Here is a 14,619-nt window from a genome sequence, read left to right as displayed (position 1 = left end):
TAGCTCAATGGCACGCGGCTCTTCGCGGGCGTTACCGCGAAGAGCCCTAGGGCAACATCACATGCCAGCAGCGGCATTGCACCCCCTGACCCACCCGGATTCAAGGCTTGGCAACCACCGCCACATAGCCCTTCACCGCAGCAGGCACGGCATTGGGCTTGGTTTTGTGAGCCAGGTACTGGAACCGGCGCCATTCCTTGTCGATTTCACTGAACGACATGAACACGCTGACCCGCGCCTTGTCCGCCAGGTCCGGCCGATTGCGCGCATCGATCCCTTCCTTGGCGATAAACGCGACGTTGATCCCGACCACCCTGCCGTCGTCGGCAAACACCGGGCCACCCGACATGCCCTTGACCATAGGGCCATCGTGCACCGAATAGAACACGCTGCCCGGCGTGCCTTCCAACCGCACCAGCGACTGCAGTGTGTGGCCCTTGCCCTGCACCGGCATCATCAGGCTGTTGAACCCGACCGCCGTCACCGACTCGCCAGGCACGTACTGGCGCCAGAGCGGCACCTGGGTGGCCTTGTGCTTGAAGAACACCACGTCACCAAGGCCCTCGTGGACCACATTGCGCAGGAAGGGGGTGTGTTTGGCGGTCACGGCGTAGTCTTCGTTCCACTGAATGGCAGTAGCCATCAGCAGCATGGGCAGCGGTGCGCCCGAGGTGACTACGAACGCTTGATCGTAGACGGGGTTTGAAACGTACGACGTTGGCATTCCATTGCACCCACTCAGCAGCATCATTGCCGCCAGACAGGGCACAGTTGTCTTCATGATTTGCACATGGGTTAAAAAATGGGAGCGCAAATATGGCTAAGAGCCATCACGCTGGCAATACTTTCTGCATATATCTGATGAATGACATCTTAGGTAGGGGGCCAGATGATGGCCAATAGATTCCAGGCATGGCTGGAGCGCCCGTGGTCGTTGGGCTGGCGTCAAATTGGCGGGTTATGAAGTGCTTGCAGTGATGGGGCGCCTAGGTTCGGCTCATTGAGCTGCATTGAGCTGCATTGAGCTGCATTGAGCTATATCCGGAGACGCCATGACATTGCCAAATAAAATTCTGAGAGTTCTGCAGGACAATCAGAGCCTCGGGTCACGCGACATCGCCGAGCGCGTCAATGCGAGCTGGTCCACAGTGGTGCGTTGACTTCACGGCAATTCAATCACGCTATAGGCGAATTCATTGGGCTTCTTGGCCTTGCCATGCGCGGAGTCTGCGACCTGAACGCGGTCGTCATCATGAACCACCAACACGTGTCTGGCATCCAACGCCACAACACCTTCCGGTTTGTTATCGAACCACAAGGGCGTGCCGTCCTGGCTTAGTACCAGCTGTGCAGTACCGGGCCCGCCCGGCTCAAGTAGTGACATCGGCAACGTCCACAAATAGCCACCAATCCTGTCACCCTGCTCGTAGCTGGTGGTTGCCAGCAGGCGCTCGTTGAAGGGGTCGTATTCCAGGCTGGAAAGGCCCAGTGGTCGGTCATCGCCCTGTACGCGCGGGGTGAACTGGTAGGCCAGTCTGAAATCGCCAGCAATCACCAATTCACCCGCTTGCAAGCGGATTGGGGCTTGCACGATGGTGAACACTGGGTACGCCGTCGTGTAGTCGCGGCCCTGCTGGCGAATACCGAGGAGGAGCGAGCCGTCAGGGCCCATGGCTGCGCCTTCGACCTGGAAGAAGGGCTCGCGCACGATAGTGCTGATCTGCTTGCGCATGGCCGCCACTTCGCCAAGCTGCCTGGCGTCAGCCGGCCTATCCACGGGCCAGTACAGGATCTTGTTGAACGCAGGGTTTTCCGCCCGAGTGAAGGCACTGCTTGCGATCACGTAGTGCGTATCTTCGAGTGTGATTGTCGTCAGGCCTTCGAGCTTCTGTGCCGCTTCGATCAATGGGCCGCGTGCGTATTCGAGGTGGTCGAATTTGAAAGGCAAGCGGGCCAGGCCCTCAGGCGCTTTCAGGCCAATGGAGAAAACCGAGGATGTGTCGTTCCCCTTGATGGGTTTGTCATTGGCAAAAAACAGCTGTTCACCGACTCTGGTAACGGCGGACACCTCACAGTTCACGTCCAGGGCAGCGTGATGCGCCGCGTCGAGGCATTTACCTGTGTAGTGATGAACGGTGCTGGCGTGAACGGATGACGATGCAGCGGCCAGGGGGCAGGCCAGGGTTGAGAGGGTAGCGGCCAAGGCAAATGGCAGGCTCTTTTTCATGTCGTGGCTCCTTGATCAAGAGGGGAGGAGCCAGGTTAGGGCGGTGGGGGGCAGGAGCGAGTTGGCAATCTTGCCTAGGGGCAGTGGGGCCCTAGCGTCGGGCGAGCGGCCGCTTGGTCATACTGCAGGCACAAAAAAACCGACCATAAGGTCGGTTTTTTCCGGATTTTGGTGCCCCGAGGGAGACTCGAACTCCCACTCCTTTCGAAAACGGATTTTGAATCCGCCGCGTCTACCAATTCCGCCATCAGGGCGTGTGGCGCGCAGTATAGAGAGGTGCTGGAGGTCGGTCAATCGGCTTTCATGGTCAATTTTCACACATTGGGCTAAACTTCCCGGCCCTGCCGAACCCGAACATCATCATGCGCGTCGCCGATTTTTCCTTCGAACTCCCCGATTCCCTGATCGCTCGCCACCCTTTGGCCGAGCGCCATGGCAGCCGTCTGCTGGTCCTCGATGGGCCGAGCGGGGCGCTGGCGCACAAGCGGTTTACCGACCTGCTCGACTACTTGCGCCCCGGCGACCTGATGGTGTTCAACAACACCCGGGTGATCCCGGCGCGGTTGTTTGGCCAGAAAGCCTCCGGTGGCAAGCTGGAAGTGCTGGTCGAGCGCGTGCTCGACAGCCACCGCGTGCTGGCCCATGTGCGTGCCAGCAAGGCGCCCAAGGAAGGCGCGGTGATCCTCATCGACGGCGGTGGCGAGGCCGAAATGGTCGCGCGCCACGAAACGCTGTTCGAACTGCGCTTCACCGAAGAGGTGCTGCCACTGCTTGAACGCGTCGGGCACATGCCGTTGCCGCCGTACATCGACCGCCCGGACGAGGGCGCCGACCGTGAGCGCTACCAGACCGTCTACGCCGAACGCGCTGGCGCCGTGGCCGCGCCAACGGCGGGGCTGCACTTCGACGAAGCGCTGCTGGAACAGATCGCAGCCAAGGGCGTGGAACGCGCCTTCGTTACCCTGCACGTCGGTGCGGGTACCTTCCAGCCGGTGCGGGTCGACAAGATCGAAGACCACCACATGCATAAAGAGTGGCTCGAAGTGAGCCAGGATGTGGTCGATGCCATCGAAGCCTGCCGCGCTCGCGGTGGCCGGGTGATCGCGGTCGGCACCACCAGCGTGCGTTCGCTGGAAAGCGCGGCGCGCGATGGCGTGCTCAAGGCCTTCAGCGGCGACACTGATATCTTCATCTACCCGGGCCGGCCGTTCCACGTGGTCGATGCCCTGGTCACCAACTTCCACCTGCCGGAGTCCACGCTGTTGATGCTGGTCTCGGCGTTCGCCGGTTACCCCGAAACCATGGCTGCCTACGCGGCAGCGGTCGAACACGGTTACCGCTTCTTCAGTTACGGTGATGCCATGTTCATCACCCGCAATCCGGCGCCACGCGGCCCAGAGGATCAAGCATGAGTCGCACCTGTCGTATGTCCTTCGAACTGCTGGCCACCGACGGTAAAGCCCGTCGTGGCCGCCTGACCTTCCCTCGTGGCACGGTCGAGACCCCGGCGTTCATGCCGGTGGGCACCTATGGCACGGTCAAGGGCATGCTGCCGCGTGACATCGAGGCCACCGGTGCCGAGATCATCCTCGGCAACACCTTCCACCTGTGGCTGCGCCCAGGTACCGAAGTGGTCAAGAAGCACAACGGCTTGCACGATTTCATGCAATGGAAAGGCCCTATCCTCACCGATTCCGGTGGTTTCCAGGTGTTCAGCCTGGGCGCCATGCGCAAAATCAAGGAGGAGGGCGTGACCTTCGCCTCGCCGGTCGACGGCTCCAAGGTGTTCATGGGCCCGGAAGAGTCCATGCAGGTGCAGCGCGACCTGGGTTCGGACATCGTGATGATCTTCGACGAGTGCACCCCGTACCCGGCCGAGCACGATGTGGCGCGCACCTCCATGGAGCTGTCGCTGCGCTGGGCCCAGCGCTCCAAGAACGCCCACGCTGACAACACGGCGGCGCTGTTCGGTATCGTGCAGGGTGGGATGTACGAAGACCTGCGCAAGCGCTCGCTGGAAGCACTGGTCAACATCGACTTCGACGGCCTGGCCATCGGCGGCCTGTCGGTGGGCGAGCCCAAGCATGAAATGATCAAGGTGCTGGATTACCTGCCAGCGCTGATGCCTGCTGACAAACCTCGTTACCTTATGGGGGTAGGCAAACCGGAAGATCTCGTTGAGGGTGTGCGCCGCGGCGTTGACATGTTCGACTGCGTGATGCCGACGCGTAACGCGCGCAACGGCCATCTGTTCGTCGATACAGGCGTGATCAAGATCCGCAATGCGTTCCATCGCCACGATGATTCGCCGCTGGATCCGACCTGTGACTGCTACACCTGCAGCAACTTCTCCCGCGCCTATCTGCATCACCTGGACAAGTGCGGCGAAATGCTGAGCAGCATGCTGAATACCATCCACAACTTGCGCCATTACCAGCGCTTGATGGCCGGTTTACGCGAGGCTATTCAACAGGGTAAATTGGCCGCCTTTGTCGACGCCTTCTATGCCAAGCGCGGGCTGCCTGTGCCGCCTTTGGACTGACTGTTCGCACCAAACTAATTAAAACTTAAGCAACTGGAGTGCCCAATGAGCTTCTTGATCCCCGCCGCCTACGCGGACGCTGCAGCACCCGCCGCTGGCCCTGCCGGCACCGGCTTCGAGTGGATTTTCCTGGTCGGTTTCCTGGTCATCTTCTACTTGATGATCTGGCGCCCGCAGGCTAAACGCGCCAAAGAGCAGAAAAACCTGCTGGGCAACTTGCAGAAAGGTGACGAAGTTGTCACCAACGGCGGCATCGCCGGCAAGATCGTCAAGGTTTCCGACGATTTCGTGGTCCTGGAAGTATCCGACACCGTCGAGCTGAAGTTCCAGAAGGGCGCGATTGCCGCGACCCTGCCAAAAGGTACGCTCAAGGCTATCTGAGTTACCGGTTTATTTTTCCAGTCGGGGCGCGCAACGCGCCCCGCGTCTTGAACGGGCGGCGTGATGCTGAACAAATACCCTCTGTGGAAATACGCACTGATCGTGCTGGTACTGGCGATCGGTTTTATTTATTCCGCTCCCAACCTTTACCCGGATGACCCGGCGGTGCAGATCAGCGGTGCCAGCTCGGCGCTGCAGGTGAACCAGGCCGACCTCGATCGCGTCAGCAAGGCGCTGACCGAAGCCGGTATCACCGTCAAAGGCGCGAGCCTGGGTGAGAAGGGCAGCGGGCTGGTGCGTCTGACCAACCAGGAAGACCAACTGCCAGCCAAGGATGTAGTGCGCAAGGCACTGGGCGATGATTACGTCGTGGCCCTGAACCTGGCCCAGACTACTCCGCAATGGTTGCGTAATGTGGGCGCAAGCCCGATGAAGCTGGGCCTGGACCTGTCCGGTGGTGTGCACTTCCTGCTGGAAGTGGACATGGACAAGGCCATGAGCGCCCGCATGAAAGTCTATGAAGGCGAGGTCAAGACCTTGCTGCGCAAAGAGCGCGTCCGCTACCGCAGCCTGCCTCAGCAGGATGGCGGCATCATGCTGGGCTTCGCCGACGATGCTACCCGCGAACAGGCACGTGCCCTGATCCGCAAGAATTTCAGTGATTTCGACCTGACCACCACCGAGCGCAACGACCTCGCCGTGCTGCGTCTGGCGCTGACTCAGGCGAAAGTCGCCGAGATCCGCGAATACTCGATCAAGCAGAACCTCACCACCGTGCGCAACCGCGTCAACGAGCTGGGCGTGGCCGAGCCGCTGGTGCAGCGCCAGGGCGCCAACCGCATCGTGGTCGAACTGCCAGGCGTGCAGGACACTGCCGAAGCCAAGCGTATTCTCGGCAAGACCGCCAACCTCGAGTTCCGCTTCGGCGCCGAGCCAGGTGCGTCCAAAGCCACCACCGAGGTCTTCGAGTTCCGTGAGGGCGGCCGTTCCGCACCGGTCGAGCGCGGCCTGATCATCACCGGTGACCAGGTTACCGACGCCCAGGCCAGCTTCGACGAGCACGGTCGCCCGCAGGTGAACATTCGCCTCGACGGCCACGGTGGCGAGCTGATGAGCCGCGCAACGCGCAGCAATGTCGGGCGCAGCATGGCGGTGATCTTCATCGAGCAGAAGCCGGTCACCCGCTACGTCAAGCAGACCGTCGACGGCGTCGAGAAGGAAGTTGCCGTACAGAGCTTCCAGGAAGAGAAGAAGATCATCAGCCTGGCGACCATCCAGTCGCCGCTGGGCAGCCAGTTCCGCATCACCGGCCTCAACGGCCAGGGCGAATCGTCCGAGCTGGCCCTGCTGCTGCGTGCCGGTGGTCTGGCTGCGCCGATGTACTTCGCTGAGGAACGTACCATTGGCCCGAGCCTGGGTGCCGACAACATCACCAAGGGTATCGATGCATCGCTGTGGGGCATGCTGTTCGTCTCGCTGTTCATCATTGCCATCTACCGCGGGTTTGGCGTGATCGCCACCATCGCGCTGACTGGCAACATGATCCTGCTGCTGGCCCTGATGTCGCTGCTGGGCGCGACCCTGACCCTGCCGGGTATCGCCGGTATCGTGCTGACCATGGGTATGGCGGTCGACGCCAACGTGCTGATCTTCTCGCGGATTCGCGAAGAGCTGAAAAACGGCATGTCGGTGCAGCGCGCCATCCACGAAGGTTTCAGCCGTGCCTACACCGCGATCATCGACGCCAACCTGACCAGCCTGCTGGTCGGCGGTATCCTGTTCGCCATGGGTACCGGCCCGGTCAAGGGCTTCGCGGTTACCATGTCCCTCGGGATTTTCACCTCGATGTTCACCGCCGTCATGGTGACCCGCGCAATGGTCAACCTGACCTGCGGCGGGCGTGACATCAAGAAGCTGTGGGTTTGAGGGAATAACCATGAAAACCATCAACTTCATGGGCGTGCGCAACGTTGCGTTCGCCATCACCGTCCTGTTGACCGTACTGGCGTTGTTCAGCTGGTGGCAAAAGGGCCTGAACTTCGGCCTGGACTTCACCGGCGGTACGCTCATCGAGCTGACCTACGAGCGCCCGGCGGATCTCAAGGCGGTGCGCGCCGAGCTGGTCGAGTCGGGCTTCCACGAGGCCATCGTGCAGAGCTTCGGTGCGACCACCGACCTGCTGGTGCGCATGCCGGGCGATGACCCGCAACTGGGTAGCAAGGTTGCGGCGGCCCTGCAGCAGGCAGGCGGTGACAACCCGGCCACACTCAAGCGAGTCGAGTTCGTCGGCCCGCAGGTGGGTGAGGAGCTGCGCGACCAGGGTGGCCTGGGCATGCTCCTGGCGCTGGGTGGCGTATTGCTCTACCTGGCCTTCCGCTTCCAGTGGAAATTCGCCGTGGGTGCGATCATTTCGCTAGTGCACGACGTGGTCGTGACCATGGGGATCCTGTCGTTCTTCCAGATCACCTTCGACCTGACCGTGCTGGCGGCGGTATTGGCGATCATCGGTTACTCGCTGAACGACACCATCGTCGTGTTCGACCGGGTGCGTGAGAACTTCCGTGTAATGCGCAAGGCATCGCTGATCGAGAACATCAACGTCTCGACCACCCAGACCCTGCTGCGCACCATCGCCACCTCGGTATCTACCCTGCTGGCCATCGCCGCGCTGCTGTTCTTCGGTGGTGACAACCTGTTCGGCTTCTCGCTGGCGCTGTTCATCGGCGTCATGGCCGGTACCTACTCGTCGATATACATCGCCAACGTGGTGCTGATCTGGCTGAACCTGAACAGCGAAGACCTGATCCCACCGGTCAAGGCTGAGGGTGTGGACGACCGTCCGTAAGGGTTATGCCCTGCGCCGTTTGGCGCACGAAAGCCGCGAGTGTTGAACTCGCGGCTTTTTTTTTGCTCCAAGGCTGGGAGAAGCGCGGGTTGATACCCGCCGGTACGATCAGGAGGTTCACGTGAATAAATCAATGCTGGTGGGTGCGGTGCTGGGTGCTGTCGGTGTTACTGCCGGAGGTGCTGTGGCGACCTACAGCTTGGTGAACAAAGGCCCTGAGGTCGCCGAGGTGACTGACGTGCAGCCGATCAAGCAGCAGGTGAAAACCCCGCGTGAAGTGTGCAAGGACGTGGCTGTAACGCGTCAGGCGCCGGTCAAGGACCAGCACCAGATCGCCGGTACCGTGGTCGGTGCCCTGGCGGGTGGCTTGCTGGGTAACCAGATTGGTGGCGGCACTGGCAAGAAGATTGCTACCGTGGCCGGTGCAGTCGGCGGTGGTTATGCCGGCAACAAGGTGCAGGAAGGCATGCAGCAGCGTGATACCTACACCACCACGCAAACCCGTTGCAACACGGTCAATGACATCAGTGAGAAGGTCGTTGGGTACAACGTGACCTATTCCATTGGTGATCAGGTGGGCAAGGTGAAGATGGATCGCGAGCCCGGCTCGACCATTCCGCTGGACAAGAATGGCAAGTTGATCCTCAGCGAAGCTGGCCAGTGATGTGTGTAGTTTGAACTGGCCTCTTCGCGGGGCAGGCCCGCTCCCACAAGGTCTGCAGCAATGCAAAACCTGTGGGAGCGGGCTTGCCCCGCGAAGAGGCCGCTCCAGGCGCTACAAATGGCAGGCAAAAAAAAGCATCCTCGACGGATGCTTTTTTTATGCACTAGGCGCTTAGCGCTTCATGCTTTCTGGCAGGTGCGGCTGGATGGCAGTCAGCACGGCCTTGAAGCACTTGATGTTGCCGGCGACGATGTGGCCCTTGTCGAGGAAGTCGTGGCCACCGTTGAAGTCGCTCACCAGGCCACCTGCTTCCTGGATCAGCAGCACACCGGCTGCCATGTCCCACTCGGACAGGCCCGACTCCCAGAAGGCGTCGAAACGGCCGGCGGCCACGTAGGCCAGGTCCAGGCTGGCGGAGCCGGCGCGGCGGATGCCGGCAGTCTGGCCAGTCAGGGCGCGGAACATGCCCAGGTAGTTGTCCAGGTCGGCCATCTGGCTGTCACGGAACGGGAAGCCGGTGCCCAGCAGGGCGCCGTCGAGGCTGGTGCGCGAGCTGACGCGCAGGCGACGGCCATTGAGCTGGGCGCCACGGCCACGGCTGGCGGTGAATTCTTCCTGGCGTACTGGGTCGAGAACGACGGCGTGTTCAAGGCGGCCACGGTATTTGCAGGCAATGCTGACGGCGAAGTGCGGGATGCCGCGCAGGAAGTTGGTGGTACCGTCCAGCGGGTCGATGATCCACAGGTAGTCCTTGCCCTCTTCGCCGGTGCCCGCGTGCATGCCCGTCTCTTCACCCTGAATGGAGTGGTTCGGGTAGGCCTTGCGCAGTGCGTCGACGATCTTCTGCTCGGCGGCGCGATCAACCTCGGAAACGTAGTCCTTAGCCTCTTTCTCGTCCACCTTGATGCTATCCAGGCGTTCGATGGAGCGGAAAATCAGTTCACTGGCGCTGCGAGCGGCGCGCAGGGCGATATTCAGCATAGGCTGCATGGGCGGGTCACCTGGAGATGTTAAAGAAGAAAGCCGATCATTCTAGCAGAAAATTTTGGCGGAAGAAGTGTCACATTTGCTTTCATAGCGTTACGCTGGTCGGTTCTGTAAGATCGAAACCTCTAAAACCCGCATCTGTGAGCACAACACCTTGCTGCAAAATATTCGTGTTGTTCTGGTCAATACCAGCCACCCCGGCAACATCGGCGGCGCTGCGCGTGCCATGAAAAACATGGGCTTGTCGCGCCTGGTGCTGGTGCAGCCCAAGGAATTCCCGGCCGCCGAGGCCAGTGCGCGCGCCTCGGGCGCCGATGATGTGCTGGCCAGTGCCCAGGTGGTCGACAGCCTCGAGCAGGCGCTGGTCGGATGCAGCCTGGTGATGGGCACCAGCGCCCGTGAGCGCAGCATCCCCTGGCCCTTGATCGACCCCCGTGAATGTGGGGCCAAGGCCGTGGCGCATGCCGTCGGCGGTGAAGAAATCGCCCTGGTGTTCGGGCGCGAGCACGCCGGCCTGACCAACGAAGAGCTGCAGCGATGTCACTTCCACGTGCACATTCACTCGAACCCCGGCTTCAGTTCGCTGAACCTGGCTGCCGCCGTCCAGGTGCTCTCTTACGAGGTGCGCATGGCCTGGCTGGCTGCTGAAGGTTCGGCGCCGCAAGACGAGAAGGTCGACGCCAGCGAGCTGGCGACCATGGACGAAATGGAGCTGTTCTACGAACACCTGGAGAAAACCCTGGTGGACATCGGCTTCCTTGACCCCGAGAAACCCAAGCACCTCATGGCGCGCCTGCGCCGGCTGTATGGGCGAAGCTCGGTAGAGCGTCCGGAAATGAGCATTTTGCGCGGCATCCTCACCGAGACCCAGAAGGTCGCACGGGGCGAGCCGCATAAAAGGAAGGGCTGACAGATGTTCGAACGTCTGCGTGAAGATATCCAGAGTGTTTTTCATCGCGACCCAGCGGCGCGCAACGCCTTCGAGGTATTGACCTGCTACCCGGGCATGCACGCCATCTGGCTGCACCGCCTTGGTAATGCGCTGTGGAGGCGCGACTTCAAGTGGCTGGCCCGGCTGGTGTCGAACTTCGGCCGCTGGATGACCGGGATCGAGATCCACCCCGGCGCAACTATCGGCCGCCGCTTTTTCATTGACCACGGCATGGGCATCGTGATCGGCGAAACCGCCGAAATCGGTGACGACGTTACCCTGTACCAGGGTGTGACCCTGGGTGGCACCAGCTGGAACAAGGGCAAGCGTCACCCGACCTTGGAAAACGGCGTGGTGGTAGGGGCGGGCGCCAAGGTGCTCGGCCCGTTCACCGTCGGCGCCGGGGCCAAGATCGGCTCCAACGCGGTGGTCACCAAGGCAGTGCCAGCGGGTGCGACTGCAGTGGGTATCCCGGGGCGGATCATCGTCAAGAGCGAAGACAGCGAGCTTGAGGCCAGGCGCAAAGCCATGGCCGAGAAGATCGGTTTCGATGCCTATGGCGTCAGTGGCGACATGCCTGACCCGGTGGCGCGGGCCATCGGCCAGATGCTCGACCATCTGCAGGCAGTGGACGAGCGCCTGGAAGGCATGTGCGGTGCGCTGACCAAGATGGGCAGCGACTACTGCGCCAAGGAACTGCCGGCCCTGCCGGACGATGATTTCAGCGAGGCCGCGCAGGCGCCACAGCGCGACGTTCAGTCGCATTGATTGCGCCGCCGTAAAGGCATCCTGACATAAGGGGCGTGTGCTCACGCCCCTTAGCTGCTACAATCGCGCCCGCCTTCCAGCTGCCAAACCCGACTAAAGCAGTAGGTCTAATAGTTGACTTAAATGCTCGGGAATCGCATACTCGCTCACATCCTGTAACTCCCGTGGTACCCAATAGCCATGCGACTGACTACCAAAGGCCGATACGCCGTGACAGCCATGCTTGACCTGGCGTTGCACGCGCAGCATGGGCCGGTGTCTTTGGCCGACATTTCCGAGCGCCAGGGCATTTCCCTCTCTTATCTGGAGCAGCTGTTCGCCAAGCTGCGCCGCAGCAGTCTGGTTTCCAGCGTGCGCGGTCCGGGTGGTGGCTATCAGCTGTCGCGCGGCATGGAAACCATCCAGGTAGCCCAGGTCATCGACGCGGTCAACGAATCGGTTGATGCCACCCGTTGCCAGGGGCTTGGGGACTGCCATGCCGGTGATACCTGCCTGACCCACCACCTGTGGTGCGACCTCAGCCAGCAGATCCACGAATTTCTCAGCGGCATCAGCCTGGCCGACCTCGTCATGCGCCGTGAAGTGCAGGAAGTCGCCCAGCGCCAGGACCTGCGTCGTGTCGCAGGCCGTTCTGCCCAGCTGGACAAGATTGAGACGTCCGCCGTCGACTGACCGTTAACAGTGACGACGAGCGACGCCACCGCCTGATAGGAGATACTCAATGAAGTTGCCGATCTACCTCGATTACTCCGCGACCACGCCGGTCGATCCCCGTGTCGCCCAGAAAATGGCCGACTGCCTGCTGGTCGACGGTAACTTCGGTAACCCGGCCTCGCGCTCCCACGTGTTCGGCTGGAAAGCCGAAGAAGCGGTCGAGAACGGTCGCCGCCAGGTCGCCGAGCTGATCAACGCCGATCCGCGCGAGATCGTCTGGACCAGCGGTGCCACCGAGTCCGACAACCTCGCACTGAAAGGCGTGGCGCACTTCTATCAGACCAAGGGCAAGCACATCATCACCTCCAAGATCGAGCACAAGGCGGTCCTGGATACCGCTCGCCAGCTCGAGCGCGAAGGTTTCGAAGTGACCTACCTCGAGCCAGGCGCAGACGGCATCGTCACCCCGGCTCAGGTCGAGGCAGCATTGCGCGATGACACCATTCTGGTCTCGCTGATGCACGTCAACAACGAAGTCGGCTCGATCAACGACATCGCCGCCATCGGTGAACTGACCCGTTCGCGCGGCGTGCTGTTCCATGTCGACGCCGCCCAGTCGGCCGGCAAGGTCGAAATCGACCTGCAAAAGCTCAAGGTCGACCTGATGTCGTTCTCGGCGCACAAAGTCTACGGCCCGAAAGGTATTGGCGCGCTGTACGTCAGCCGCAAGCCGCGTGTGCGTCTGGAAGCCATCATCCACGGCGGTGGTCATGAGCGCGGCATGCGTTCGGGCACCCTGCCGACCCACCAGATCGTTGGCATGGGCGAAGCCTTCGCCATTGCCAAGCAGGAAATGGCCGCCGAAAACGTGCGCATCAAGGCCTTGAGCGACCGCTTCTTCAAGCAGGTCTCGGACCTCGAAGAGCTGTACGTCAACGGCAGCAGCACCGCTCGCGTGCCACACAACCTGAACCTGAGCTTCAACTACGTCGAAGGCGAGTCGCTGCTGATGTCGCTGAAAGACATCGCCGTATCGTCCGGTTCGGCCTGCACCTCCGCTTCGCTCGAGCCGTCGTATGTACTGCGCGCTCTGGGCCGTAACGACGAGCTGGCGCACAGCTCGATCCGCTTCTCCTTCGGCCGCTTTACCAGCGAAGAAGAAGTCGACTACGCCGCGCAGAAAGTCTGCGAGGCCGTTAACAAACTGCGTGAGCTGTCGCCGCTGTGGGACATGTACAAAGACGGCGTTGACATCTCCAAGATCGAGTGGGCCGCCCACTAAGCAGTCGCCGGCAAGAGCGGCTCCCTGATGAGGAAGGAATTGCACCATGGCATACAGTGAAAAGGTCATCGACCACTACGAAAACCCACGCAACGTCGGCAAGATGAATGCCGAGGACCCGGATGTCGGTACCGGCATGGTCGGCGCCCCAGCGTGCGGTGACGTGATGCGTCTGCAGATCAAGGTCAACGAGCAAGGCGTCATCGAAGACGCCAAGTTCAAGACTTACGGCTGCGGTTCGGCCATCGCTTCCAGCTCCCTCGCCACCGAGTGGATGAAGGGCAAGACCCTGGACGAAGCCGAAACCATCAAGAACACCCAGCTGGCGGAAGAACTGGCGTTGCCGCCAGTGAAGATCCACTGCTCGGTACTCGCAGAAGATGCCATCAAGGCAGCTGTTCGCGATTACAAGCAGAAAAAAGGCTTGATCTAAGTCGCCTGCAAGGTAAGACGTAAGGAGTTCCGATGGCTATCAGCATGACAGAAGCCGCCGCCAACCACGTGCGGCGTTCCCTGGAAGGGCGCGGCAAGGGTGAAGGCATTCGCCTGGCCGTACGCACCACCGGCTGCTCGGGCCTGGCCTACGTGCTGGAGTTCGTCGACGAAGTGGCGGGCGAAGACCAGGTGTTCGAGAGCCACGGCGTGAAGGTCATCATCGACCCCAAGAGCCTGGTGTATCTCGATGGCACCGAGCTCGACTTCGTCAAGGAAGGGTTGAACGAAGGCTTCAAGTTCAACAACCCCAACGTGCGCGGTGAGTGTGGCTGCGGCGAAAGCTTCAACGTTTGAGGCTGGCCGTGGGTACTCCTTGTCATTACGCCCTGTTTGATCTCCAGCCGTGCTTCCGGTTGGACCTCGACAAACTGGCCACTCGCTACCGCGAGCTGGCCCGCGAGGTCCATCCTGACCGCTTTGCTGACGCTTCCGAGCGTGAGCAGCGGGTAGCGCTGGAGAAGTCCGCGGCCCTCAACGATGCCTACCAGACGCTGCGCAGCGCGCCGCGCCGTGCCCGCTATCTGCTGGCCATCGGTGGCCACGAAGTGCCTCAGGAAGTCACGGTCCACGACCCTGATTTCCTTCTGCAGCAGATGCAGTGGCGCGAAGAGCTCGAAGAGCTGCAGGACGAAGCCGACCTCGATGGTGTTGCCGTGTTCAAGAAGCGCCTCAAAGGTGCTCAGGACACGCTGAACGAGGATTTCGCCGCCTGCTGGGATGTGCCTGCCGAGCGCGACAAGGCCGAACGCCTGATGCGCCGCATGCAGTTCCTCGACAAGCTCGCCCAAGAAGTGCGCCAACTGGAAGAGCGCCTCGACGATTAACCCGGCGTTTCCCGTGATG

At 61.4% G+C, this 14,619-nt stretch carries 17 protein-coding genes and 1 tRNA gene; 14 read left to right on the top strand and 4 right to left on the bottom strand.

The window, feature by feature from the left end:
- Nucleotides 1-100: 100 nt before the first annotated feature.
- On the bottom strand, nucleotides 101-748 hold the full coding sequence (locus ABEH27_RS02495; protein WP_346612072.1) for a trypsin-like peptidase domain-containing protein: 648 nt from the start codon (nucleotides 746-748) through the stop codon (nucleotides 101-103).
- 304 nt (nucleotides 749-1,052) lie between these two features.
- On the opposite strand from ABEH27_RS02495, the gene ABEH27_RS02490 reads away from it, so the two are divergent.
- The gene (locus tag ABEH27_RS02490; RefSeq protein WP_346612035.1) at nucleotides 1,053-1,160 is read left to right on the top strand and encodes a winged helix-turn-helix domain-containing protein; all 108 of its coding nucleotides are present in this window, start codon (nucleotides 1,053-1,055) and stop codon (nucleotides 1,158-1,160) included.
- A 2-nt stretch (nucleotides 1,161-1,162) separates the two neighbouring features.
- Here the strand turns inward: ABEH27_RS02490 and ABEH27_RS02485 are convergent, their stop codons facing one another.
- Nucleotides 1,163-2,227: a hypothetical protein gene (locus ABEH27_RS02485; protein ID WP_346612034.1), complete on the bottom strand. Its 1,065-nt coding sequence runs from the start codon at nucleotides 2,225-2,227 to the stop codon at nucleotides 1,163-1,165.
- Between the two features lie 169 nt (nucleotides 2,228-2,396).
- A tRNA-Leu gene (locus ABEH27_RS02480) sits at nucleotides 2,397-2,481 on the bottom strand.
- 108 nt (nucleotides 2,482-2,589) lie between these two features.
- Here ABEH27_RS02480 and queA point away from each other — a divergent pair.
- The 6 genes from queA to ABEH27_RS02450 all read left to right on the top strand — a co-directional run bounded on the left by queA (nucleotide 2,590) and on the right by ABEH27_RS02450 (nucleotide 8,659).
- Complete coding sequence (queA, locus tag ABEH27_RS02475) at nucleotides 2,590-3,639, top strand: tRNA preQ1(34) S-adenosylmethionine ribosyltransferase-isomerase QueA (protein WP_346612033.1); 1,050 nt, start codon at nucleotides 2,590-2,592, stop codon at nucleotides 3,637-3,639.
- 14 nt (nucleotides 3,640-3,653) lie between these two features.
- Nucleotides 3,654-4,769, top strand: a complete 1,116-nt coding sequence (tgt, locus tag ABEH27_RS02470; protein ID WP_346612071.1) for a tRNA guanosine(34) transglycosylase Tgt — start codon at nucleotides 3,654-3,656, stop codon at nucleotides 4,767-4,769.
- Between the two features lie 45 nt (nucleotides 4,770-4,814).
- Nucleotides 4,815-5,150 carry a preprotein translocase subunit YajC gene (gene yajC, locus ABEH27_RS02465; RefSeq protein ID WP_056795769.1) on the top strand — a complete coding sequence of 112 codons (336 nt, stop codon included), beginning with the start codon at nucleotides 4,815-4,817 and terminating at the stop codon, nucleotides 5,148-5,150.
- A gap of 63 nt (nucleotides 5,151-5,213) precedes the next feature.
- The gene (gene secD / locus ABEH27_RS02460) at nucleotides 5,214-7,076 is read left to right on the top strand and encodes a protein translocase subunit SecD (RefSeq protein ID WP_346612032.1); all 1,863 of its coding nucleotides are present in this window, start codon (nucleotides 5,214-5,216) and stop codon (nucleotides 7,074-7,076) included.
- Between the two features lie 10 nt (nucleotides 7,077-7,086).
- Complete coding sequence (gene secF / locus ABEH27_RS02455; protein ID WP_346612031.1) at nucleotides 7,087-7,995, top strand: protein translocase subunit SecF; 909 nt, start codon at nucleotides 7,087-7,089, stop codon at nucleotides 7,993-7,995.
- Between the two features lie 121 nt (nucleotides 7,996-8,116).
- Nucleotides 8,117-8,659, top strand: coding sequence for a glycine zipper 2TM domain-containing protein (locus ABEH27_RS02450; RefSeq protein WP_346612030.1), 543 nt, complete (start codon nucleotides 8,117-8,119; stop codon nucleotides 8,657-8,659).
- 171 nt (nucleotides 8,660-8,830) lie between these two features.
- Here the strand turns inward: ABEH27_RS02450 and suhB are convergent, their stop codons facing one another.
- Nucleotides 8,831-9,649 (bottom strand): inositol-phosphate phosphatase, encoded by an 819-nt coding sequence (gene suhB, locus ABEH27_RS02445; RefSeq protein ID WP_346612029.1) that lies wholly within the window; start codon nucleotides 9,647-9,649, stop codon nucleotides 8,831-8,833.
- Nucleotides 9,650-9,800: 151 nt separating this feature from the next.
- Between suhB and trmJ the strand changes: the two genes are divergently transcribed.
- The 7 genes from trmJ to hscB all read left to right on the top strand — a co-directional run bounded on the left by trmJ (nucleotide 9,801) and on the right by hscB (nucleotide 14,600).
- Complete coding sequence (trmJ, locus tag ABEH27_RS02440) at nucleotides 9,801-10,556, top strand: tRNA (cytosine(32)/uridine(32)-2'-O)-methyltransferase TrmJ (protein WP_346612028.1); 756 nt, start codon at nucleotides 9,801-9,803, stop codon at nucleotides 10,554-10,556.
- A gap of 3 nt (nucleotides 10,557-10,559) precedes the next feature.
- Entirely contained in the window at nucleotides 10,560-11,345 is a 786-nt protein-coding gene (gene cysE / locus ABEH27_RS02435; RefSeq protein ID WP_346612027.1) for a serine O-acetyltransferase, read from the top strand.
- 180 nt (nucleotides 11,346-11,525) lie between these two features.
- A complete protein-coding gene (gene iscR, locus ABEH27_RS02430) occupies nucleotides 11,526-12,017 on the top strand; it encodes a Fe-S cluster assembly transcriptional regulator IscR (RefSeq protein ID WP_042111731.1) in 492 nt (163 codons plus the stop codon).
- Nucleotides 12,018-12,066: 49 nt separating this feature from the next.
- Entirely contained in the window at nucleotides 12,067-13,281 is a 1,215-nt protein-coding gene (locus ABEH27_RS02425) for an IscS subfamily cysteine desulfurase (RefSeq protein ID WP_346612026.1), read from the top strand.
- A gap of 46 nt (nucleotides 13,282-13,327) precedes the next feature.
- Entirely contained in the window at nucleotides 13,328-13,714 is a 387-nt protein-coding gene (gene iscU, locus ABEH27_RS02420; protein WP_003248539.1) for a Fe-S cluster assembly scaffold IscU, read from the top strand.
- A 32-nt stretch (nucleotides 13,715-13,746) separates the two neighbouring features.
- On the top strand, nucleotides 13,747-14,070 hold the full coding sequence (gene iscA, locus ABEH27_RS02415; RefSeq protein WP_346612025.1) for an iron-sulfur cluster assembly protein IscA: 324 nt from the start codon (nucleotides 13,747-13,749) through the stop codon (nucleotides 14,068-14,070).
- A gap of 8 nt (nucleotides 14,071-14,078) precedes the next feature.
- Nucleotides 14,079-14,600 (top strand): co-chaperone HscB, encoded by a 522-nt coding sequence (gene hscB, locus ABEH27_RS02410; protein WP_016501398.1) that lies wholly within the window; start codon nucleotides 14,079-14,081, stop codon nucleotides 14,598-14,600.
- Nucleotides 14,601-14,619 lie beyond the last annotated feature (19 nt).

The sequence above is a fragment of the Pseudomonas sp. P39-UII1 genome, from assembly GCF_039672635.1.
Lineage (GTDB): Bacteria > Pseudomonadota > Gammaproteobacteria > Pseudomonadales > Pseudomonadaceae > Aquipseudomonas.
Note: the sequence above shows the minus strand (reverse complement) of the source record. Positions and strands in the feature narration are given on the sequence as shown.

Coding starts and splice junctions, on each gene's coding strand:
- ABEH27_RS02495 (WP_346612072.1), bottom strand. CDS start 748: ATGCTGCTGAGTGGGTGCAATGGAATGCCAACGTCGTACGTTTCAAAC.
- ABEH27_RS02490 (WP_346612035.1), top strand. CDS start 1,053: ATGACATTGCCAAATAAAATTCTGAGAGTTCTGCAGGACAATCAGAGC.
- ABEH27_RS02485 (WP_346612034.1), bottom strand. CDS start 2,227: ATGAAAAAGAGCCTGCCATTTGCCTTGGCCGCTACCCTCTCAACCCTG.
- queA (WP_346612033.1), top strand. CDS start 2,590: ATGCGCGTCGCCGATTTTTCCTTCGAACTCCCCGATTCCCTGATCGCT.
- tgt (WP_346612071.1), top strand. CDS start 3,654: ATGTCCTTCGAACTGCTGGCCACCGACGGTAAAGCCCGTCGTGGCCGC.
- yajC (WP_056795769.1), top strand. CDS start 4,815: ATGAGCTTCTTGATCCCCGCCGCCTACGCGGACGCTGCAGCACCCGCC.
- secD (WP_346612032.1), top strand. CDS start 5,214: ATGCTGAACAAATACCCTCTGTGGAAATACGCACTGATCGTGCTGGTA.
- secF (WP_346612031.1), top strand. CDS start 7,087: ATGAAAACCATCAACTTCATGGGCGTGCGCAACGTTGCGTTCGCCATC.
- suhB (WP_346612029.1), bottom strand. CDS start 9,649: ATGCAGCCTATGCTGAATATCGCCCTGCGCGCCGCTCGCAGCGCCAGT.
- cysE (WP_346612027.1), top strand. CDS start 10,560: ATGTTCGAACGTCTGCGTGAAGATATCCAGAGTGTTTTTCATCGCGAC.
- iscR (WP_042111731.1), top strand. CDS start 11,526: ATGCGACTGACTACCAAAGGCCGATACGCCGTGACAGCCATGCTTGAC.
- ABEH27_RS02425 (WP_346612026.1), top strand. CDS start 12,067: ATGAAGTTGCCGATCTACCTCGATTACTCCGCGACCACGCCGGTCGAT.
- iscU (WP_003248539.1), top strand. CDS start 13,328: ATGGCATACAGTGAAAAGGTCATCGACCACTACGAAAACCCACGCAAC.
- iscA (WP_346612025.1), top strand. CDS start 13,747: ATGGCTATCAGCATGACAGAAGCCGCCGCCAACCACGTGCGGCGTTCC.